Raw genomic sequence first — 21,045 nt, 5'->3', positions numbered from 1 at the left:
AGGATTGCCTCCTTGGGTTTAACGCTTAACAGTTCAGGAGGCGTAGAAAGTCACTTAAAGACTTTCCCCGATCGCCTCCAGAAATGCCTGGATATTGGCTTCGTTTCGTTTGTAATAGATCCACTGACCGATGCGCTGAGTTTCCACCAGGCCCGCTTTCTGTAGTGTGGACAGGTGAGCGGAGGTAGTGGACTGCGACAGGCCGGTCCGTTTATCGATCATGCCGGCACAGACACCGTAATCCAGCGGATGGGCCTGCTCCGCGAACCACTCTTCGGGCTCCTTGAGCCAGGCCAGTATTTGCCGGCGAACCGGGTGAGCCAGTGCCTTGATAATGGCATCGATTTCGGACGAGTCGGTCATATCTATATCGCTTTTTATCGAAATGTATATCGTAAAAACCCGATACACAAGTTATGGAACATGATTTTTTTTAATAGCAGCCAGGGCTGAAGCCGGCGCAGTCTCTGCTGAGCAGGCTAAAGGTACAGCGAGCGGCGATGATCCGCAAAGTAACAGAATGATAAACCGGCCAACTTCAGGAAGCTTTCGCGATTACGCCGGATGGTCGCTTTCTGCCGCGGCGTTCGTTGATCAGCGGCACGCATTGATGGTCATCCCGGTAGATCACCTCGCAGTCATAACACTGGATACATTCTCGGTAGTTGATCTTGCCCGAAGGCTCGATGGCGCGGATACCGCAGCGGTGGCTGCAGAGCTGGCAGGGGCTGCCGCACTCGCTGCGTCTTGGCAGCCAACGCAACAGGTGGAAGTGACCCATCACGGCGAAGAAGGCGCCCAGTGGGCAGAGGTAGCGGCAGAAGAATTTATGTACGAACAGGCCGGCAACCAGCAGCACAATCGCGTAGATCACAAAGGGCCACTCGCGCACAAAACCCAGGGTGATAGCCGTCTTGAACGGCTCGATCTCGGCGCCGCGTTCGGCGGCGCTCAGTGAGTAGAAGCTGACGCCCACCAGCCCGGCCAGAATCAGGTATTTCAGCCCCCAGAGTTTCTGGTGCACGGACCAGGGGATCTTCTTCTGTTTGATCTTCAGTTTTGTGGCGAGGGCGGCGGCCATCTCCTGGAGTACACCGAAGGGACAGAGCCAGCCGCAGAAATATCCGCGCCCCCAGAGCACCAGCGTCAAAATTACGTAGCACCAGAGGATAAAGATCACCGGGTCGATCAACAGAATCGAACTGTCGGCTGAGCCGGTAACCACCTGCAAAATGGTGAAGACGTTAGTGATCGAGAGCTGACCCTGGGTGATGTAACCGATAAAGATCAGCGTGTAGAGCAGGTATCCCCAGCGAATAACGCGGAACAGACGGGCGTTCCCGGTGACCTTGCGGTGCCAGAGAATAATCGCGGTCAGTAGCGTCAAACCGGCCAGCAGGCCTGCAATCAGACCGGCGCGCTGCTGCCAGATCTGCATCCATAGCGGCCGTGTTTCGGTGGCTTGAACTTCAACAGTTTCGAAGAAGCGTTCCGGCATCTGATAACGGCTGCTGAAGCTGCGAACCTCATCGGGGCGCAGATAACCCTGCTGCTGGCTGACCACCAGCCTCAATACCCAGGGGGAGGCCGGATCGAAGCCGGCTCCGCTATGTATGCTGAACAGGCGCATCTCTTCAAACTGCGGCAGGTCAGCGGGCAACTGAGGGTCGACGAAGTTATAGAAGTCCATATCCCGCAGTTCGATCTGAATACCGTTCTGCTCCAGTGCCAGGCGGTCCGGCGCGGTGCCGCGCACGAACTCCTCGCCCATGATCGAGTAGGGCCCGCGGTTGATGACCGCAATGGCGTGATCGCCCGGTTCCAGTTTCTCCTGCATCAGCCGCTCATAATGGGCATCGCCCAGCAGGTAGCGCCCGGTAGTCGGTGTATTCAGATAAACAAAGTAGAGGTTGGCGAAGTTGCTCTCGCCGTCATCATTGCCTGAGATGGAAGAGTCAGAGGAACCGAAAGCCTTTTTGACCTCCGCATCGCTCAAGCGGATCTGGCCCGCCATCTGGTTGGCCAACAGGCTTTGCCAGTCGGTATCTTCCTGCAGCTCGGTGCGAACCCTGGCGGGCGGGTTGCGATGCGGAATCAGCCCTGTGCCCTGGGCGGCCTGAATGGCGGAGATCATAACGGTTTCATTCAGCACTATGGCCGAGGCCGTGGCCTTGGTGATGCCGTCGATATAGACATTGCTGCCGGCGCCTTTGCTACGCACCGAGGCGCTGGTGATCTTGATCGGCTGGCGCAGATCCAGGCCCTGATACTGCTCGGTAAAGCGGTGCATCGGCTCTGGGCCGAGGCCATGTAGGAAGATCGGTTCGTGATGCTCAAGTACCTTAACGCCGCGATAGATCCCGTCACGGTCGATGCCGATCAGCAGCTGATAGGGCGCACCGGAAAAGCCGGGTAGTTCGATGTAATCGCCGGATAGAAAGGCGTAGCCGATCAGTTCGGTTACCTGGTAAACCGGCCATACCTTGGGGCTGGTCTGCTTTTCACCGATTTCCGTGGCCTCGGGAAAAAGCTCCTGAATCAGTGGTGGCAGGTTGTTTTCCAGCGCCTGCGTTTGAAGAGCATCGGCACGGGCCTGGCTTCCCAGCAGTGGCAGCCAGAGCAGCATGGCCAGGCATATGCGAGGCACCCAGCTTGGCATCACCCAGCTTTGCATCCGCCAGCTTTGCATCTTCGTCCCTCTATTATTGTTGTTATCCGGCTTACATATCTGATTCGCTAATCGGGAAAGCGTGGCAGATCAACATCGGTGTGGCTAAGGGTCAAAGGAAGTAAATCGGCTACTACTTTTGGTGGGAAAATGACCCGTTCGGGACGGTGCAAAACCCGGTAGCAATACTCGGCCTACAGAAAAGAGGATTGCTGGGGTATGCTGCAACGAACTGTTTTACTGGGATTTATCGACCGTGATTGTGCGTGAAAAGCCGGGATTTCTGGCACTGTTTTTTGTTTTTCAGGGCTCCATCGCACCCAGGGTGATGCCCCAGATTATCCTGGTGTCGCTGCTGGCGGCGCTGACGGTGGTGCTGCATGACCATTTCCCCGACTTTTTCCCGGAGCTGACCACCACCTCGTTCGGCTTTATCGGTGTGGCGCTGTCGCTCTATCTGGGTTTTCGTAATAACGCCTGCTACGAGCGCTGGTGGGAAGGTCGCAAGCTTTGGGGCCAGCTGCTGGTGGAGGGGCGCAGCCTGCTGCGTCTGAGCCTGAGCTACCGCGGCCAGGACAGCGAGCGTCACCAGCGCATGGTGCGGCGTCTGATCGGATTTACCCAGTGCCTGCGTGATCAGCTGCGCGGTACCGATCCGATGCCAGGGCTTGCCAACTGGTTGAGTTTTGCTGAGCTGGCTCAGATAGAGGCATCGGTGAACCGACCCGAGGCTATTCTTGGTCTGCTCGGCGAGCAGCTGGCGACCGAGGTGAAAAGCGGCGGCCTGGACCCGGTCACCGTGCGTAACTTCGAGCAGCGGCTGGTGTCGCTCAGTGAAGTGGTCGCTGGCTGTGAACGCCTGGGCAACACACCGCTGCCTTTCGCCTATATGCTGCTGGTGCACCGGATCTGCTACATCTACTGCCTGCTGCTGCCGTTTGGCCTGGTGGCCAGCAGCGGCATCCTGACGCCTCTGCTGACAGCTATCGTCGCCTATGCTTTTTTCGGCCTGGATGAGTTGAGCCAGGAGCTGGAGAACCCCTTCGGGCAGACCGACAACGGGCTGGCGCTGGATTCGATGACCCGCACCTTTGAGCGCGAATGCCTGCAGGCGCTGGGTACACCGACCCTGCCAGAGCCCCATGCCAGTAAGAACTTCCGCTTAAGTTAACCTGAGCCTATAAGGACAGACAGCATGACCGACTGGATTAACAGAGCGCTGCTCGATGATGTGGCTCAGCTTGCGAGGGATGCTGGTGCAGCGATCATGCAGGTGTACGCCCGCGACTTCGAGGTCAACTTCAAGGCGGACGAGTCACCGTTGACCGAGGCAGATCAGGCGGCGCACCGGATCATCGCGGCGGGGCTTGTCGCGCTGACACCAAAACTGCCGATCCTCTCTGAAGAGGATATAGAAGGTTTTAGTGGCGCTGACGATCAGGGCCGTTACTGGCTGGTGGATCCTTTGGATGGCACCAAGGAGTTTATCAAGCGCAACGGCGACTTCAGCGTCAATATCGCCCTGATCGAAAACGGTGAGCCGGTGCTCGGCGTGGTCTATGCGCCGGTGAATGAAGTGCTCTGGATGGCGGCGCGAGGTATAGGCGCTGTGAGAATCGACGCCGAGGGCGAGAAACCGCTGCAGGTGCGTGAGCACCAGCCGGGCCAGCCCTGGCATCTGCTGCGCAGCCGTTCTCATCCCAGCCCCGATATGCAGGCCTGGATCGACAAGCTGGAAAAGCATGATGAGGTCAGGCTGGAATCCGTGGGCAGCTCGCTGAAGTTCTGTCGCATCGCCGAAGGCACGGCCGATATCTATCCGCGCCTGGGCCCAACATCCCTGTGGGATACCGCCGCCGCTCACGCTGTATTGAACGAGGCGGGTGGGGCGGTGATCCGCTTCGATGGTTCGCCGCTTGGCTATGCCGACACCGCGGAGCTGTTGAACCCCTGGTTTATCGCGCATGGTCTTGGCGAGATCGACTGGAGCCGGTTCTAGCCCTTAGGCCGTCTTTTTCGATCTGCTCCGGCAGTCGCGACTGCAGTACAACCAGGTCAGTGGTGCGCCCCCACATACACAAAAAGAGCATTATTTTGGTGCCTCTTCACCAAACTGGTGCGATTTTAATAGGGCGTTCGGTTGTTCTTAATCACTAACTATCTGTTATCTAAAAGAAGTGCGCTGTTGGCACGGCTTCTGCTTTAAAGATTCCAACAGCCGGGCATATCCCGGACAACATATTTGATGAACAAAGGCGTTCATCGATCAGCTTCCTTTTCAGGGTGCTGATCGGTGAGCGCCTTTTTTCGTTTCTGGGGTTTGCAAAAGCGCAGCAGGCAGGCCCAAAACAGATAAGCAGGAGCAGCACAATGAGCAAATCCGCCCTGGTCGTCGTCGGTAACGGTATGGTGGGTCACCAGTTTCTTCAGAGCCTGGCAGATTCCGGTCGTCTGAATGAGTTCGAGGTGACCGTGTTCTGTGAGGAGCCGCGTCTGGCCTATGACCGTGTCTACCTCAGCTCATACTTCACGGGCGCGACCGCCGAAGATCTCGCCATGGGCAAGATCGATCAGTACCGCGCATGGGGTCTGAACGTGCTGCTCAACGAGCGCGTGGTGGAGATCAGCAAGAACGACCGCCTGGTTGTTTCCGACAAGGGCACCACGCTGAGCTACGACAAGCTGGTGATGGCCACCGGTTCATACCCGTTCGTACCGCCGGTGCCGGGTCATGACCGCGACCACTGCCTGGTATATCGCACCATCGAAGACCTGGAAGCGATCAAGGCCAGCGCGGCGCAGGGCAAGGTCGGAGTCGTCGTAGGTGGCGGTTTGCTGGGCCTGGAAGCGGCCAAGGCGCTGCGTGATCTGGGGCTGGAAACCCACGTGGTCGAGTTTGCTCCGCGTCTGATGGCGGTACAGCTCGATGAAATGGGCGGCGGTCTGCTGCGCTCCAAGATCGAAGCGCTGGGCGTGCAGGTGCATACCGGCAAGAACACCCAGCAGATCGTCGATGGCGAGCATCATGTGCATCGCATGGAGTTTGCGGACGGTGAAGTGCTGGAGACCGACCTGATCCTGTTCTCCGCCGGTATCCGCCCCCGCGATCAGCTGGCGCGAGAATCTGGCTTGGCGGTGGGCGAGCGTGGCGGTATCGTCATTAACAACCAGTGCCAGACCTCCGACGAAAACATCTACGCCATCGGCGAATGTGCCCTCTGGGATGGCAAGATCTTCGGCCTGGTCGCGCCGGGTTACGCCATGGCCAAGGTCACCGTGGCGCAGCTTAACGGCGGCGAAGCGGAGTTCGCCGGCGCCGATATGAGCACCAAGCTGAAACTCATGGGTGTCGATGTCTGCTCCATCGGCGATGCCCAGGGCCGTACACCGGGCGCCAAGAACTTCACTTGGCTTAATGAAGCTGAAGGTACCTACAAGAAACTGGTGGTCAGCAGCGATAACAAGAAACTGCTGGGCGCCATCCTGGTGGGCGATGCGGAAAGCTACGGCACCCTGCTGCAGTACATGCTTAACGAGATCGACCTGCCGGCCAACCCTGAATCGATGATTCTGCCGAGCGTTGATGGCGCCGCCTCCGCCGGGCTTGGCGTGGCGGCTTTGCCGGAAACTGCGCAGATCTGCTCCTGCCACGATGTCAGCAAGGGCGACGTGCAGGGCGCGGTGGCCGGCGGTTGCTGCTCACTGGGCGATGTTAAAGGCGCTACCAAGGCCGGCACCGGTTGCGGCGGATGCGTCCCGTTGCTGACCAGCCTGGTGAACCACGAGCTTGAAGCCCTGGGAGTCGAAGTCAGCCACGATCTGTGCGAGCACTTCGCGTTCACCCGCCAGGACCTCTACAACCTGATTCGCGTCGAGGGCATTCACAGCTTCGATGAGCTGATGGCCAAGCACGGTAAGGGTGGTAAGGGCTGCCATATCTGCAAGCCGGCGGTGGGTTCTATCCTGGCGTCATGCTGGAACAACTATGTGCTCGATCCACGGCACGTGATCCTGCAGGACACCAACGACACCTTCCTCGCCAACATGCAGAAGGACGGCACCTATTCCATCGTACCCCGTATCGCCGGTGGTGAGATTACGCCCGATAAGCTGATCGTGCTCGGCGAGGTGGCGCGGGATTACAACCTCTACACCAAGATCACCGGCGGCCAGCGCGTCGACCTCTTTGGTGCACGCCTTGAGCAGTTGCCGGAGATCTGGGGCCGCCTGATCGATGCTGGCTTCGAGACCGGCCATGCCTACGGCAAATCGGTGCGTACCGTGAAATCCTGTGTCGGCAGCACCTGGTGCCGCTTTGGTGTCGACGACAGCGTCGGCCTCGCCATCGAGATCGAGAACCGCTACAAGGGCCTGCGCGCGCCGCACAAGATCAAATTCGCCGTCTCCGGCTGCACCCGTGAGTGCGCCGAAGCCCAGTCCAAGGATATCGGCGTGATCGCCACCGAAAACGGTTGGAACCTTTACGTCTGCGGTAACGGCGGCATGAAGCCGCGCCACGCGGACCTGTTCGCTACCGACCTGGATAAAGAGACCCTGATCAAATACATCGACCGGGTGCTGATGTTCTACATCCGCACGGCGGACCGCCTACAGCGTACCTCCGTCTGGATGGACAACCTGGAGGGCGGGCTGGATTACCTGCGCGACGTGGTGATCAACGACAGCCTCGCTCTGGGTGACGAGCTGGAATCTCAGATGCAGCACGTAGTGGAAACCTACGAGTGCGAGTGGAAGAAAACCGTCAACGACGAGCAGGCGCTCAAACGCTTCCGCCAGTTCGTCAATAGCGACAAGTCAGACAGCAACGTGGTGTTCGTGCAGGAGCGTGGCCAGATCCGTCCCGCCCGACCTGAAGAGAAAGAGATCGAAGCCCAGCCCATCGTGATGGCCTAAGCCGGAGGAGAGAATCATGTCTGTAGAAAGCCATTCTGTAGAAATGAAAGCTTTAGAAACAAAGGGCATCCCGGTCTGCACTGTTGATGACCTGGTCGCCGAATCCGGCGTCTGTGCCCTGATCAACGGCCGTCAGGTCGCCCTGTTCTACTTCCCGGCCAGGGCTCGGGTCTACGCCATCGATAACTTCGATCCGGTAGGGCAGGCCAACGTGCTCTCCCGCGGGCTGGTCGGCAGCAGTGAAGGCGGCCTGTTCCTGGCTTCGCCGCTGTACAAGGAGCGCTACTGCCTGGAGACCGGACGCTGCCTGGATAATCCGGAGGTGGTGCTGGATACCTGGAATACCTGGCTGGAGGGGGATCAATTGCTGGTGGATCCGCAGTCGGTTAACCAGGGGGTATTGCGGGAGAGTGCTTGATCCCGCTGACTCCGCTTTGAATCGATCCTTTCTTCAGTTGTGACCTGATATTTCAGCTGCTTTAGCTGAGTCAGGTTTCGCCTTGCTGGCGAATTAGGGGCCTTGTGCGCTTACATTGATGAAAAATGGGCCCCTAATAACCCCAAGCCGCCCCGACAGTTTGATCGGCTGTGCACTGAAGGGGGATGAATACGGCTGCGGTTAGTTGGTTTGTGCGTAACTTTTTTGTCCCCGTGCTTTCTCAATACTCCTTGGCGCGGTCATTCACTGCTCATTTCGTGTCCACGGTTCTCGTAGAGTGCTACTGTTGTATTGATGTTTATTTGATCAGCAGGACGCCTATGAAAGTTGAGTCGCTTACCAGCCTCAAGAACGATACATCCCAAATGCTAGCTGACCTGAGTTCTTCCAAAGAGCCTGTGCAGATTACTGAGCATGGTCAGCCGCTGGCCTATCTCGTTGATGTGCAGGACTATGAGCTTATGCAGCGCCGAGTCGAATCACTTGAGGGGATCTTAGGAGGAGAGCGAGCAGTAGCTGAAGGAAAGCTGCTTGCTCAAACTGAGGCGATGACGAAGATGAGTAAGTGGCTGAATTATTCTAAATGATGCCAAAACTGAATATTTTTGGAGTATGCATGGAGCATTTTATAGGAGAAGGTTTTTGGTCAATCATGGGGGCATTGATCGGCGCATTTCTTGGTGCATTCTTCGGATTTATAACTTCAGCTTTTCTAGATTATCGAAGAAATATAAAACTAGAGAGAGCATTCTATAATGAGACACGTTTTATTTACGGTCATGTAGAGTCCTTCTTTAAAAGAATTGCCGATGAATATGAAAAAAGAAAAATAGACTTAGATCAAGGTGAAAAATACAGTGCTCCGCATAAAGTAGATTTTAGTGTTTTCAGTGAGTTACACTTAGAACTGTATAAAACTAGAAAAATACCAAATTATGATCACCGAAGATTTGTTCAAAATGTAAAGATTCAGTGGGATAAAGTTCGTGATATGGATAAAGGTCGTGTGAGGAGGCTAAATGATGATTCTTATATGCATTGGGTTGATCACGCTCCTAGTCTGGAAGTTTCATATTACTTGGTTGATTTACTTTACTATTTTGAATTTTTTGATAAGGAAAAATATAAATTTAAGTTTAGAGGCGATGTAAGTTTTAAAGATAAGTCTTTTAAGGTTTTTGAAAAATATGGTTTGATGAATTCATCTTTGCAAAAAGGATTCTTCGAGGCGTTTTGTTAGATTTTATCATTGATAAAATCATGGGTGGTTAGGGTCTCTTTGATTTTAATAATTCGCTAGCTAAGAGCACCCTGATTCCCCTTCAGCGCAGCCGAGCATCGCAGGCTGAAAGAGAGAAAAGGGAAGGGCTGTTTGAGGCGAAGCCGAGTTTCCCTTCCCGCTCTTTCAGGCGAGAAGCACAGGGTAATCGGCGCAGCCGATCAAGCTGTCGGGGCGGCTTAGGATTATCAAGGATCTTGGCCGTCCAAGATCCTTGATACGCCAGCAGGCGGAACCTGCACCATCTACAAACTCCGAAATAAGAATCGTCCCACCAAACAAAAAAACCGGGCACAAGGCCCGGAAAACTTACGCGGAGTGTCGGTAAAACACTACCTGGGGGTGAAAAGGGTGGAGACCCTCAGCTAAGCATCCATACACCGCTGGCCGCGATGGCAGCACCGGCGCTGCGAACAACGGCTGGCAGCGCTTTCAGCTTGTCGGTTACGGCGATACCGCTCAGGTGCAGCAGGGCGCTGGTGACGGAGAAACCGATGGCGAACAGGGCCAGTGAGCCTGTGGCTTCGGCGCCGTGGGCATAGCCGTGAAACAGGGCGAAAACAGAGGTCAGCGCCAGAGCGGCAGAAGCGGGCAGGCGGGCGGCGACGGTGATGATCAGGCCCAGCAGCAGTACCGAGAGTGCGATGCCGCTTTCAACCATCGGAAGGCTCACGCCGGCAACGCCCTGGGCGAAACCGGCGATCAATACGCCAACGAAGGTGATTGGCATCGCCAGTTTCATTTTGCCCTGCTGCAGTGCGGCCCAGATGCCGATGGCCAGCATCGCCAGCAGATGGTCCAGACCCATCAGCGGGTGAGTCAGGCCGGCAATCAGTCCACCGGTTTCATGGCCGGGGTGGGCGAATGCCAGGCTCGGGCCCAGCAGCAGTGCAGCGGTGAAAAGCTGTTTCTTCATTGTTGTTTCCTACTCTTAATTTTCTTTCCACACTTTCTTCCCTGTCATGGAGCAAAAGCGATGCCATCGCCGCCGTTGCGGGGAAATTAAGGGGCGATATTGCCTGGGGAAAGCGGAAAATCGAGGCTTCGCGATGGCTGCGACCGGGGCGGCACGTTCAATGCGTAGGCATACAGAATCTACGGTTTTAGCTGTTTAAGTGGATATTTGGTTGCCGCCCTGGGTGTTAAATGGAAACTCGCTCGTGCATTCAATGTGCTGAGCTTCAAAGTGACGAGTTTCCGTGCGCCGAGGTTGGCCTGACCGCGGTCTGGCGGTAGTCTGGAATCTTCCAAACGGGTAAGTAAACGATGGTGCAGCAGCAACACCCCAACAGCCACAAAGAATCGGGCACGGCCGACGAAGCCTGGGTCAGCGTTATACGCAAGATGGACGAGGCCTATGCCGATCTGGTGCGCTATCAGGTTCAGGTGGAAGAGCAGAACGAGGCGCTTGAGGAAGCCCATAACTTCGTCGACAGCGTGCAGTCGGCCATGAGCGATGTGCTGATCGCCTGCGATCACGAGGGGCGGATTCAGCAGGTTAACCGCGCCTTTGAAGAGCTTACCGGTCGCACCATGGAATCGCTGCTGGACCAGCCGATGGAAAGCCTCTGCAGCGGCGAGAGCCGCGACAAGCTGGTGCAGTGTCTGCAGCGGGTCCGCAAGGAGGCGGTGCGCGATCAGGAGATCAGCATCGATGGCGTTAATGGCCCGGAGCCGCTGGCGCTGAACTGTTCCCCCCGTTTCAATCAACGTGGCCGTCTGGCCGGGATAGTCGTGGCGGGTCGCCCGCTGGGTGAGCTGCAGTGTGCCTTTAATGAACTGCACCAGGCCCACGCCGAGCTGAAGCTGGCGCAGGAGCGGCTGATCCAGGCAGAAAAGATGGCCTCCCTCGGTCGTCTTGTGGCCGGCGTGGCCCACGAACTCAACAACCCGATTAGCTTCGTTTATGGCAATATGCACGCCCTGCGGCGCTACACCGGACGACTGGTGGAGTATTTCGACCTGGTACAGTCCGGCGCGAGCCGTGATGAGCTGCGCGAGCTGCGCCAAAAGCTGCGCCTGGATCGGGCGATCGCCGATCTGGATTCGCTGGTCGAAGGCACCATGGAGGGGGCGGACCGGGTGCGCGAGATCGTTAATGACCTGCGCCAGTTCTCATCCACCCAGAGTAGCGAGAAGGCGCCTTTCGATCTGATCCACGTGGTGCGCTCGGCACTGCACTGGATCACCAAGGAGAGCAAGGTGGCGATCCATGTGGATCTGGAGCTGCCGGATAAACTCGAGGTGGTGGGACACTCCGGCCAGATTCATCAGGTCGTCGTAAACCTGATCCAGAATGCCGCCGATGCCGTCGCTGATCAGCCCAAACCAGCGCTGAAAATAGAGGCGGGCAGTGATCAGGGGCTGGCCTGGCTCAGCGTGGCCGACAACGGACAGGGGATCGCGCCGGAGAATCTGCCGCGTCTGTTTGATCCCTTCTTTACCACCAAGCCCACTGGGCAGGGCACCGGGCTTGGGCTTTCGATCAGCTACGGAATCGTCAACGAACATGGTGGCACCTTGAAGATTATTAACGGCGCGGAAGGCGGCGCTGTCGCACAGTTGACCCTGCCGGCCAGCCAGCCGGCGCCAGGTCTGGATGAAAGTGCTGATGGCTAACCTGCTTTGGCTGCAGTCCGGAGGTTGTGGTGGTTGTTCCATGTCCCTGCTGGGGGCGGAGGCGCCCGACCTGATCACCACACTGGAAAGCGCGGGTATCAACCTGCTCTGGCATCCTTCCCTGAGTGAGCAGACCGGCGCGGAAGTTCGCCAGTTGCTGGACGATATCCTCGAAGGGCGCACCGAGCTGGATCTGCTCTGCATCGAAGGCTCGATGATGCGCGGCCCCATGGGTACAGGCCGTTTTCATCTCCTCGGTGGCACCGGTATCCCGATGATCCACTGGGTTGAGCAACTGGCCGCCAAGGCGCGGTATACCCTCGCGATCGGCTCCTGCGCTGCCTTTGGCGGTATCAGCACGGCGGGCGATAACCCTACCGATGCCACCGGGCTGCAGTTTGAAGGAGAGCTGCGCGGTGGCCTGTTGGGCAGCGATTATCGCTCTGGTGGCGATCTGCCGGTGGTGAATGTGTCGGGTTGCCCGGTGCATCCTAACTGGGTGACCGAGTCGCTGATCGAGCTGGCGTTGGGCGAGGGCGATCCCGAACGGCTGGATGCCCTGGTGCGGCCCAGGCTCTATGCCGATCAGCTGGTGCATCACGGTTGTACCCGCAATGAATACTACGAATACAAGGCCAGTGCAGAGGCGCTGGGACATCAGGGCTGCATGATGGAGCATCTCGGGTGCCTGGGCACCCAGGCCCATGGTGACTGCAATACCCGGCCCTGGAATGGCGAAGGCTCCTGTACGCGGGGTGGTTATCCCTGCATCAACTGCACGGCGCCGGAGTTTGAAGAGCCGCGCCACCGCTTTACCGAAACACCTAAAATCGCAGGTATTCCCGTGGGGCTGCCCACCGATATGCCCAAGGCCTGGTTTGTCGCACTGGCGTCCCTGTCGAAAGCTGCTACGCCGGAGCGCCTGAAGGAAAACGCCCGCTCAGAGCAATTGATTTATCCGCCTTCTGCCAAGAAGACTTCCGGTAATAAGGCTTCTTCTAAATAATTTCGATAAATGAAGAGTTGAGAACGCGTTCATGAGCAGAGTTGTAGTCGGCCCTTTCAATCGGGTGGAGGGTGATCTGGATATTGCCCTGGACACCGATAATGGCCAGGTGACCGAAGCACGGGTGAACTCCACGCTCTATCGCGGTTTCGAACAGATACTGGTGGGCAAGCCGGCGCTGGATGCGCTGGTCTACGTGCCGCGTATCTGCGGGATCTGCTCGGTAAGCCAGTCGGTGGCGGCGGCTCAGGCGCTGTCTCAGGCGCTCGGTATCAAGCCTACCCGCAACGGTGAACTGTGCCGTAACCTGGTGCTGGCGAACGAATCCCTTACCGATCTGCTGACTCACTTTTACCTGTTCTTTATGCCGGACCTGGCGCGGGAAACCTATGCCGCCGAGCTCTGGTATAACCAGGTTGCAACTCGCTTCCGTGCGGTGAAAGGCGAGGCGACTCGCGATGTGCTGCCGGCTCGCGCCGAGTTTCTGCATCTGATGGGCCTGCTGGCGGGTAAGTGGCCACATACGCTGAGTATCCAGCCTGGCGGCAGCACCAAGCCGGTGCAGCGACAGGAGCGGCTGCGGCTGATGGCGATCCTCAGTGGGTTTCGCCGCTTTCTGGAAAAGACCCTGTTTGGCGATGACCTTGAGCGGGTGCAGGCGATCCAGACTCCAGCGCAGCTGGAGAACTGGCGCCATGAAAAGCCCTGGCAGCATGACGATCTGCGTACCTTTCTGCATCTCTCCGAGCAGCTAGGCTTTGCAGGGCTGGGCCGCAGTGTTGACCGTTTTATGAGCTTTGGTAATTACTCGCTGGAAGGGGTAAATGCCGTTGGCCAGGGGATCTGGACGCCGGACCAGGGCCTCTCCGGTTTTGATGCCGGCAGGATCGTCGAGGATGTCAGCCACGCCTGGATGCGCCCGTCGGAGGCTTTGCATCCGCAACAGGGCGAGACCGAACCAGTGGCTGAGAAAGAGGGCGCTTACAGCTGGTGCAAAGCGCCGCGTTACGCAGGCCAGGTGATGGAAACCGGTGCTCTGGCGAGGGCGCTGGTGGATGGCGATCCCCTGCTGACCGCAATGGCCAGAAAAGAGGGTGCCAATGTGAAGACGCGAATGCTGGCGCGGTTGCTGGAGCTGGCGAAAATGCTGCCCAGACTGCAGCAGTGGGCCCAGATGATCGAGCCGGAAGAGCCTTTCTGTAACCATCCGTCGTCGATCACCGATGGCGAGGGCGTCGGCCTGATGGAAGCAGCCCGCGGCAGCCTGGGTCACTGGATCGAGGTTCGCAAGGGGCGCATCAGCCAGTACCAGATTATCGCGCCGACCACCTGGAACTTCTCTCCGCGGGACGCCTCAGGGCAGCCGGGTGCGCTGGAACAGGCTTTGGTGGGCACACCGGTGCGTGAAGGTGAAACCGATCCGGTGGCGGTTCAGCATATCGTACGCAGCTTCGATCCATGCATGGTATGTACGGTTCATTAAACTGGGCCCGTTTTCAGCGATTTTTACGGCAATAGGGCGATTTTCCCCCATCCACAGCATCTGCGCAGGGTGCTGTTTTCAGTTCTTCTGGCAACACAACCCCAGATAGATGCAGGGTCTGCAACGCTGTTGTTACCCGGTTGAAACCTGAATCCCCCACCCTAATGAACTATTTTGAACTGTATCGGTAAGCGGCTTGTCCGAAATGAGAGACGCTGAAGCGCTTTTAGCGTGCACAACAATAATTCCGTATTAGGCTCTTCGCGCTGCCCTGTATCCAGAACATCTCAAGCCCGTGAACATTCAAACAGAACGCCCGGAGCCCGGTTTGGGCACCTGACGCAGATTATGGCCAAGGAGATATCGATGTTGCGATCGAAAGACTCGTTCAAAACTCAAAGTAACCTGGAAGTTAACGGTCAAACCTACACCTACTACGCGCTGAACGGTGGCGAGCTGGGTGAGATGGTCGAGGCCGCGCGCCTGCCTGTTTCGGTCAAGGTGCTGCTGGAAAACCTGCTGCGGCACGAGGATGGCGAGACCTGCAGTCGTGAAGATATCGTTGCTCTGGCGAAAAGCCGGGGTAAGGCAGCGGATCACGAGTTTGCCTACCACCCGGCCAGGGTATTGATGCAGGACTTCACCGGCGTACCGGGTGTGGTCGACCTGGCGGCTATGCGGAACGCGCTGGTCAAGCGCGGCGCCGACCCGCAGAAGATCAACCCGCTCTCGCCGGTCGATCTGGTGATCGACCACTCGGTCACCATCGACAAGTTTGGCGACTCATCTTCATTCAAGGATAACGTGGCGATCGAGATGGGGCGCAACCTGGAGCGTTACCAGTTTCTGAAATGGGGGCAGGGCGCTTTCAACAACTTTAGCGTGGTGCCGCCGGGCACCGGTATCTGTCACCAGGTTAACCTGGAGTACCTGGCTAAATCGGTCTGGACAGAAAAGGTCGATGGCCAGCAGCTGGCGTACCCGGATACGCTGGTGGGTACCGACAGCCACACCACCATGATCAATGCCCTGGGCGTGCTGGGTTGGGGGGTCGGCGGTATCGAGGCGGAAGCGGCGATGCTGGGCCAGCCGATCTCCATGCTGGTGCCGGACGTGGTCGGTTTTGAGCTGACCGGCGAACTCCAGGAGGGGATCACCGCCACCGACCTGGTGCTGCGTGTGGTCGAGATGCTGCGCGAACATGGCGTGGTTGGCAAGTTTGTAGAATTCTACGGCGACGGTTTGGCGCATCTGCCGATTGCGGACCGTGCCACCATCGCCAACATGGCGCCGGAATATGGCGCCACCTGCGGCTTCTTCCCGATCGATAACCAGACCATCAACTACCTGCGCCTCAGTGGCCGCGACGAGCAGCAACTGGCGTTGGTTGAAGCCTACTGTAAGGCCCAGGGCATGTGGCGCGACGAGAACTATCAGACGCCTGATTTTGCTGCCACGCTGTCGCTGGATATCTCCACCGTTGAACCCAACCTGGCAGGCCCGAAACGCCCGCAGGACCGGGTACCAGTCAAGAATCTGAAGGAATCGATTGACTCCTTTATCGAGCTGGCCGGCAAAAAAGATCAGATCGACACAGGCGTAGCGCTGAAAGGCTCGGATGAGCCGATGCATCACGGTGATGTGGTGATCGCGGCGATCACCTCCTGCACCAACACTTCCAACCCGGCGGTGATGCTTGGAGCAGGTCTTGTCGCACGCAAGGCGGTGGAGAAGGGGCTCAAGGTGAAGCCCTGGGTGAAAACCTCGCTGGCGCCTGGCTCCCGTGTGGTCACCGAATACCTGGAAAAAGCGGGTCTGCAGAAAGACCTGGATGAACTGGGCTTTAACCTGGTCGGTTATGGCTGTACCACCTGTATCGGTAACTCCGGCCCGCTGCCGGACGAGGTGGAACAGGCGATCAGTGAAAACGACCTGATCGTTTCCTCGGTGCTCTCCGGTAACCGTAACTTCGAGGGCCGCATCCATCCGCTGGTCCGTGCCAACTGGCTGGCGTCACCGCCGCTGGTGGTGGCTTACGGTCTGGCCGGCACCACCCGCATCGATCTCTCCAGCGAGCCGCTGGGCAAAGGTTCTGATGGCCAGCCGGTTTACCTGAAGGATATCTGGCCGACCAATGCCGAGATCGACTCCCTGGTGCAGACCATCGACAACGAGATGTTCCGCAAGGAGTACGCTTCGGTATTTGATGGCGATGAAAACTGGCGCCTGATTGAGAGCGTCAAGGGAGCTACCTACGAGTTCCCGCGCGAATCCACCTACATCCAGGAGCCGCCTTTCTTCGAACCGGAGTACGCCGGCAATGTGGGCGATATCAAGGGCGCCTCAATCCTGGCGCTGCTGGGGGACTCGGTGACCACCGACCATATTTCACCGGCCGGTTCCATCCCTAAAGACAGCCCTGCAGCGCAGTTCCTGCGCGAGCACAAGGTTCAGGACAAGGACTTCAACTCCTACGGTTCGCGCCGTGGTAACCACGAGATCATGATGCGCGGCACCTTCGGTAATATCCGTATCCGCAATGAGATGGTGCCGGAGATCGAGGGTGGTTATACCCGCAAACGGGGCGAGAAAGAGCCTAAATTCATCTACGACGTGGCGATGGAGTACCAGGCCGAGAACACACCCAGCGTGATTGTCGGTGGCAAGGAGTACGGTACCGGTTCAAGCCGTGACTGGGCCGCCAAGGGTACGCTGTTGCTCGGCGTGAAGGCGGTGATCGTGGAGAGCTTTGAGCGTATCCACCGCTCCAACCTGGTGGGTATGGGCGTACTGCCGCTGCAGTTCACAGGTGATGACGACCGCAAGTCGCTGCAACTGACCGGCGACGAGCAGATCGATATTCTCGGCCTGGAGGGCGAGCTTAAGCCTAAGCAACTGTTCAAGGCGATCATCCACTATGCTGATGGCAGTGAGCGTGAAATCGAGTTGCAATCGCGCCTGGATACGTTGGTCGAAGTGAAATACTACCAGTCGGGCGGCGTACTCAACTTCGTGCTGGATCGTCTCGCCGAATCAGCCTAACCCCGCTGCCGTTGCAGACTGGTGCGGGGTCAAGGAGGTATAGATGGAACCTCGTATCAGTCTTATCACGCTCGGGGTCGATGACCTCGAGCGTGCCTATCGTTTCTATGCCGAAGGACTCGGCTTTCCTGCCCATCGCACCGAGGGGCAGGATATCGTCTTTTTCAGCACCGCCGGCACTCGGCTGGCGCTTTATCCCCGCGAGAAACTGGCCGAGGATGCAGGCTCGCGTCTGATCGGCCGGGATCGGAGCTTCCCTGGAATCACCCTGGCGCATAACACCCGTGAAAAAGCGCAGGTGGACGAGATACTCAAGCGGGCGGAAGCCGCCGGTGGCGAGATCGTTAAACCTGCGCAGGATGCATTTTGGGGTGGATACAGCGGTTACTTCGCCGATCCTGACGGTTATTTGTCGGAAGTGGCCTGGGCGGAATTCTGGCAGTTCGATGCCAATGGGGCGCTGGTTCTCGATTAAAGTTCTGACGCAAAGCTCTGCACTGCGCCCGCATTCTGCGGTTGCAGAAGAGGGGGAGAGCAAACCATCTTCCCTTTGCTGGCGTATCAGCTGGGTACTATCAGCTCAGTACTACGAGCTCTCAGCAAACGGGGACCGATCATGACTCGTCTTATTGCCTGCTTCCGTCATCGCATCGCTCTAATCTCACTGACACTAGCCGCAGCTTTCGTGCCGTTGGGCTTGAGTGCCCAGACCCTGTCGGAGGCGGTGCAGGAGGGCGGTGGCATCATCGTTATCCGCCATGCGCTGGCACCGGGTGTCGGCGATCCAGCCAACTTTCAGTTGGGCGACTGTTCCACCCAGCGCAATCTGAATGATGAGGGGCGTGATCAGGCCCGCGCTATTGGCAAGCGCCTGCAGCAGTTGGGCTTCGGACAGGCCGATGTTTATTCCAGCCAGTGGTGCCGCTGCCTGGATACCTCTGAACTGCTGGGAATCGGCGAGGTTCAACCCCAGCCTCTGCTAAACTCCTTCTTTCGTAATGCGTCGGCGGGCGTTGATCAGACCAGTGAACTGAAAAACTGGCTGGCACAGCGCGGTGCCGATCGACCCGCGGTGCTGATCACGCACCAGGTCAATATCACCGCTCTGCTGGATATCTATCCATCTTCCGGCGAGATGATCCTGATCCGCATGGAGGAGGGGGAGCCGGTGGTGATCGCCCGCGAGGAGACCCGCTGATTGCGGCAGGCAGGGGAGCACTCTGGCCCGCCGGCATGAGTTTTTAGGCGCAGGAGGCTGCTTTGTCACAGCAACACATGTTGGACACTCTATTCGATAGCCGTTTTAGCCGCACTGAAGTCACACATGATGGGGTCGCTATCAACCTGGTTCACGGTGGTAGCGGCCCGCCGCTGCTGCTTATCCATGGTTACCCGCAGACCCATGTCATCTGGCACCGCATCGCTCCACTGCTGGCAGATCATTTTCACCTTATCTGTCCGGACCTTAGGGGCTACGGCGATAGCGCCAAGCCCGCAGGGCTGCCCGATCACAGTAACTACTCCAAGCGCGAAATGGCTGCGGATATGATCGCCGTGATGGACCATTTCGGCTATCAGCGCTTCGCGGTGGCGGGTCACGATCGCGGCGCCCGGGTCACCCATCGGCTGGCGCTGGATTACCCCGAGCGTGTCGAGCGCGCCTGTGTCATGGATATCGCGCCGACGCTGCATATGTTCGACCACACCGATCAGGCGTTCGCCACTGGTTACTACCACTGGTTTTTCCTGATTCAGCCGGATGGCCTGCCCGAACACCTGATCGGCCAGGACCCGGATTACTACCTCAATGAAAAGCTGAAACGCTGGGCGGCGCCCGGTGCTGACTTTGCACCCGTGGCCCGAGCCGAGTATCTTCGCTGTTTCCGTAATCCGAAGGCGATTCACGGCTCCTGCGAGGACTATCGCGCAGCCGCCACCATCGACCTGGAGCATGACCGCGCCGATCGCGGACGAACTGTCGACTGTCCGCTGCTGGTGCTCTGGGGTGCCAGGGGCTTTGTCCATCGCACCTATGATCTGTTGTCGGTCTGGCGGGATTACGCCAGCGATGTCAGCGGATACCCGCTTGAATGTGGACACTTTCTGCCGGAAGAACAGCCGGATGAGCTGGCTGCGGCGCTGAAGACGTTTTGCCAGTTCGAGAATAACGCCAAACAATAATAAGGAATGTTATCGATGTCGTGGATTCGCCGCCCGGCCAATCTGATCATGCTGCTGTTACTGCCCCTGGCGCTTTGGGTAGCCATCGCGCCGATGGCGCCTTTGACGCCGCTGCAGGGGCGCAGTCTTGCCATTGTTATTCTTACTCTTGGGTTGCTGGTCACCAACGCGCTGCCCGGTTATATGACCGCGCTGCTGTTCTTTCTGGCGGCGCTGCTTAGCGGTATCGCACCGCCGGATGAGGTGTTCTCCGGGTTTTCGTCCGGCGCGCTCTGGCTGATTTTTTCCGGCATGGTGATGGGGCTTGCGATCAAGTCCACAGGGCTTGGCGCGCGCATAGCGGGTCTGTTGGGGCATCATCTGGATGGCAGTTATGCACGCCTGATCTTTGGTCTGATGGCGGCCTGCACGCTGCTCGGCTTTCTGATGCCATCGTCGATGGGGCGCGCCGTGATGATGATTCCCATCGGGCTGGCGATCGCTGATCGCTGCGGCTTTATGGCCGGCTCCCGCGGGCGCACCGGTGTGGTATTGGCGGTGGCCTTTGGTTGCCATATGCCCACCTTTGCTATCATGCCGGCGAACATTCCAAATATGGTGATGATCGGCTCCGCCGAGACCGTGCTGGATATGACCTTCAGCTATACCCATTACCTGTTGCTGCATTTTCCGGTGCTCGGTGTGCTCAAGGCGGCAGTGGGAAGTCTGCTGATCGTCTGGCTGTTTCGCGAGCAGCCCGATACCGAGGCGGCCCTGGGGCCCGCAGAGACGGACGGCGCGGCGGGGCAGGGACAGGTCCGCCTGCTGGTGGTACTGGCGCTGGCGCTGGGGTTCTGGATGACCGACAGCCTGCATGGTATCAGTCCGGCCTGGGTGGGGCTGGCGGCGGCCTGCCTGCTGTTACTGCCGGGTTTCGGCCTGGTCGGTGGCAAGCAGCTTTCGGAAGGGATAGATATCACGCTGCTGCTGTTTATCGCCGGTATTCTGGGCCTCGGCCAACTGGTGGCCAGCACAGGCCTGGGCGATCTGCTGGCGGTTTGGCTGGAGCAGTTGCTGCCGCTGCAGCAGGGCGCCGACTTTATTAACTTTATGTCGTTGAGCCTGATGTCCTTTGTGGTCAGCCTGGTGGCGACCTTGCCTGGAGTCCCCGCTGTGCTGACGCCGGTGGCGCCGGATCTGGCGGTGCAGACAGGCTGGAGCGTGGAGGCGGTGGTGATGACCCAGGTGCTGGGTTTCTCCACCGTGCTCTTTCCCTACCAGTCGGGTCCGCTGCTGGTCTCCATGCAGTTAGCCAAGGAGCCGCTGGGCCAGCTGTTGAAGATCACCGTGCCGCTCACCCTGATCACCCTGTTTGTGCTGCTGCCGCTGGATTACCTCTGGTGGCTGTTGATCGGCGAGATCGGCTAGACGCCTG

17 protein-coding genes are annotated in these 21,045 nt (G+C 58.1%); 14 read left to right on the top strand and 3 right to left on the bottom strand.

Features of this window, described 5'->3' with window-relative positions; genetic code table 11:
* Positions 1-54 precede the first annotated feature (54 nt).
* Both C4S72_RS10140 and C4S72_RS10135 read right to left on the bottom strand, forming a co-directional pair.
* Positions 55-363 (bottom strand): ArsR/SmtB family transcription factor, encoded by a 309-nt coding sequence (locus C4S72_RS10140; protein WP_104002885.1) that lies wholly within the window; start codon positions 361-363, stop codon positions 55-57.
* A gap of 175 nt (positions 364-538) precedes the next feature.
* Positions 539-2,689: a NosR/NirI family protein gene (locus C4S72_RS10135; protein ID WP_104002884.1), complete on the bottom strand. Its 2,151-nt coding sequence runs from the start codon at positions 2,687-2,689 to the stop codon at positions 539-541.
* A gap of 235 nt (positions 2,690-2,924) precedes the next feature.
* On the opposite strand from C4S72_RS10135, the gene C4S72_RS10130 reads away from it, so the two are divergent.
* The 6 genes from C4S72_RS10130 (at position 2,925) to C4S72_RS10105 (ending at position 9,261) form a co-directional block, all read left to right on the top strand.
* Positions 2,925-3,839 carry a bestrophin family protein gene (locus C4S72_RS10130; RefSeq protein ID WP_160115489.1) on the top strand — a complete coding sequence of 305 codons (915 nt, stop codon included), beginning with the start codon at positions 2,925-2,927 and terminating at the stop codon, positions 3,837-3,839.
* A gap of 24 nt (positions 3,840-3,863) precedes the next feature.
* A complete protein-coding gene (cysQ, locus tag C4S72_RS10125) occupies positions 3,864-4,667 on the top strand; it encodes a 3'(2'),5'-bisphosphate nucleotidase CysQ (RefSeq protein WP_104002882.1) in 804 nt (267 codons plus the stop codon).
* Between the two features lie 371 nt (positions 4,668-5,038).
* The gene (nirB, locus tag C4S72_RS10120; RefSeq protein WP_104002881.1) at positions 5,039-7,582 is read left to right on the top strand and encodes a nitrite reductase large subunit NirB; all 2,544 of its coding nucleotides are present in this window, start codon (positions 5,039-5,041) and stop codon (positions 7,580-7,582) included.
* Between the two features lie 16 nt (positions 7,583-7,598).
* A complete protein-coding gene (gene nirD / locus C4S72_RS10115) occupies positions 7,599-8,000 on the top strand; it encodes a nitrite reductase small subunit NirD (RefSeq protein WP_235009084.1) in 402 nt (133 codons plus the stop codon).
* A gap of 341 nt (positions 8,001-8,341) precedes the next feature.
* Positions 8,342-8,608, top strand: a complete 267-nt coding sequence (locus tag C4S72_RS10110) for a type II toxin-antitoxin system Phd/YefM family antitoxin (RefSeq protein WP_104002880.1) — start codon at positions 8,342-8,344, stop codon at positions 8,606-8,608.
* A gap of 29 nt (positions 8,609-8,637) precedes the next feature.
* Positions 8,638-9,261: a hypothetical protein gene (locus tag C4S72_RS10105; protein WP_104002879.1), complete on the top strand. Its 624-nt coding sequence runs from the start codon at positions 8,638-8,640 to the stop codon at positions 9,259-9,261.
* Positions 9,262-9,661: 400 nt separating this feature from the next.
* Here C4S72_RS10105 and C4S72_RS10100 read toward each other — a convergent pair whose 3' ends face one another.
* Positions 9,662-10,216, bottom strand: a complete 555-nt coding sequence (locus C4S72_RS10100; RefSeq protein WP_104002878.1) for a HupE/UreJ family protein — start codon at positions 10,214-10,216, stop codon at positions 9,662-9,664.
* 350 nt (positions 10,217-10,566) lie between these two features.
* On the opposite strand from C4S72_RS10100, the gene C4S72_RS10095 reads away from it, so the two are divergent.
* The 8 genes from C4S72_RS10095 to C4S72_RS10060 all read left to right on the top strand — a co-directional run bounded on the left by C4S72_RS10095 (position 10,567) and on the right by C4S72_RS10060 (position 21,038).
* The gene (locus C4S72_RS10095) at positions 10,567-11,919 is read left to right on the top strand and encodes an ATP-binding protein (RefSeq protein WP_104002877.1); all 1,353 of its coding nucleotides are present in this window, start codon (positions 10,567-10,569) and stop codon (positions 11,917-11,919) included.
* Positions 11,912-12,925: an NADH-quinone oxidoreductase subunit B family protein gene (locus C4S72_RS10090; RefSeq protein ID WP_104003111.1), complete on the top strand. Its 1,014-nt coding sequence runs from the start codon at positions 11,912-11,914 to the stop codon at positions 12,923-12,925. The genes C4S72_RS10095 and C4S72_RS10090 overlap by 8 nt, the downstream gene beginning before the upstream one ends.
* Positions 12,926-12,956: 31 nt before the next feature.
* Positions 12,957-14,408 (top strand): nickel-dependent hydrogenase large subunit, encoded by a 1,452-nt coding sequence (locus tag C4S72_RS10085; protein ID WP_104002876.1) that lies wholly within the window; start codon positions 12,957-12,959, stop codon positions 14,406-14,408.
* Positions 14,409-14,774: 366 nt separating this feature from the next.
* Positions 14,775-17,450, top strand: coding sequence for an aconitate hydratase AcnA (acnA, locus tag C4S72_RS10080; RefSeq protein WP_104002875.1), 2,676 nt, complete (start codon positions 14,775-14,777; stop codon positions 17,448-17,450).
* Positions 17,451-17,493: 43 nt separating this feature from the next.
* Positions 17,494-17,925: a VOC family protein gene (locus C4S72_RS10075; protein WP_104002874.1), complete on the top strand. Its 432-nt coding sequence runs from the start codon at positions 17,494-17,496 to the stop codon at positions 17,923-17,925.
* Positions 17,926-18,066: 141 nt separating this feature from the next.
* On the top strand, positions 18,067-18,648 hold the full coding sequence (locus tag C4S72_RS10070) for a histidine phosphatase family protein (protein WP_104002873.1): 582 nt from the start codon (positions 18,067-18,069) through the stop codon (positions 18,646-18,648).
* 62 nt (positions 18,649-18,710) lie between these two features.
* Positions 18,711-19,631: an alpha/beta fold hydrolase gene (locus tag C4S72_RS10065; protein ID WP_235009083.1), complete on the top strand. Its 921-nt coding sequence runs from the start codon at positions 18,711-18,713 to the stop codon at positions 19,629-19,631.
* Between the two features lie 15 nt (positions 19,632-19,646).
* Positions 19,647-21,038: an SLC13 family permease gene (locus C4S72_RS10060; RefSeq protein ID WP_104002871.1), complete on the top strand. Its 1,392-nt coding sequence runs from the start codon at positions 19,647-19,649 to the stop codon at positions 21,036-21,038.
* The last annotated feature ends 7 nt before the right edge of the window (positions 21,039-21,045 follow it).

Source organism: Marinobacterium lutimaris (genome assembly GCF_900108065.1).
GTDB classification, from domain to species: domain Bacteria; phylum Pseudomonadota; class Gammaproteobacteria; order Pseudomonadales; family Balneatricaceae; genus Marinobacterium_D; species Marinobacterium_D lutimaris.
The sequence above is the reverse complement of the archived record's forward strand: the minus strand, read 5'-3'. Positions and strand labels throughout refer to the sequence as shown.

Coding starts and splice junctions, on each gene's coding strand:
- C4S72_RS10100 (WP_104002878.1), bottom strand. CDS start 10,216: ATGAAGAAACAGCTTTTCACCGCTGCACTGCTGCTGGGCCCGAGCCTG.
- C4S72_RS10140 (WP_104002885.1), bottom strand. CDS start 363: ATGACCGACTCGTCCGAAATCGATGCCATTATCAAGGCACTGGCTCAC.
- acnA (WP_104002875.1), top strand. CDS start 14,775: ATGTTGCGATCGAAAGACTCGTTCAAAACTCAAAGTAACCTGGAAGTT.
- nirB (WP_104002881.1), top strand. CDS start 5,039: ATGAGCAAATCCGCCCTGGTCGTCGTCGGTAACGGTATGGTGGGTCAC.
- C4S72_RS10095 (WP_104002877.1), top strand. CDS start 10,567: ATGGTGCAGCAGCAACACCCCAACAGCCACAAAGAATCGGGCACGGCC.
- nirD (WP_235009084.1), top strand. CDS start 7,599: ATGTCTGTAGAAAGCCATTCTGTAGAAATGAAAGCTTTAGAAACAAAG.
- C4S72_RS10090 (WP_104003111.1), top strand. CDS start 11,912: ATGGCTAACCTGCTTTGGCTGCAGTCCGGAGGTTGTGGTGGTTGTTCC.
- C4S72_RS10105 (WP_104002879.1), top strand. CDS start 8,638: ATGGAGCATTTTATAGGAGAAGGTTTTTGGTCAATCATGGGGGCATTG.
- C4S72_RS10070 (WP_104002873.1), top strand. CDS start 18,067: ATGACTCGTCTTATTGCCTGCTTCCGTCATCGCATCGCTCTAATCTCA.
- C4S72_RS10135 (WP_104002884.1), bottom strand. CDS start 2,689: ATGCAAAGCTGGCGGATGCAAAGCTGGGTGATGCCAAGCTGGGTGCCT.
- C4S72_RS10085 (WP_104002876.1), top strand. CDS start 12,957: ATGAGCAGAGTTGTAGTCGGCCCTTTCAATCGGGTGGAGGGTGATCTG.
- C4S72_RS10075 (WP_104002874.1), top strand. CDS start 17,494: ATGGAACCTCGTATCAGTCTTATCACGCTCGGGGTCGATGACCTCGAG.
- C4S72_RS10060 (WP_104002871.1), top strand. CDS start 19,647: ATGTCGTGGATTCGCCGCCCGGCCAATCTGATCATGCTGCTGTTACTG.
- C4S72_RS10110 (WP_104002880.1), top strand. CDS start 8,342: ATGAAAGTTGAGTCGCTTACCAGCCTCAAGAACGATACATCCCAAATG.
- cysQ (WP_104002882.1), top strand. CDS start 3,864: ATGACCGACTGGATTAACAGAGCGCTGCTCGATGATGTGGCTCAGCTT.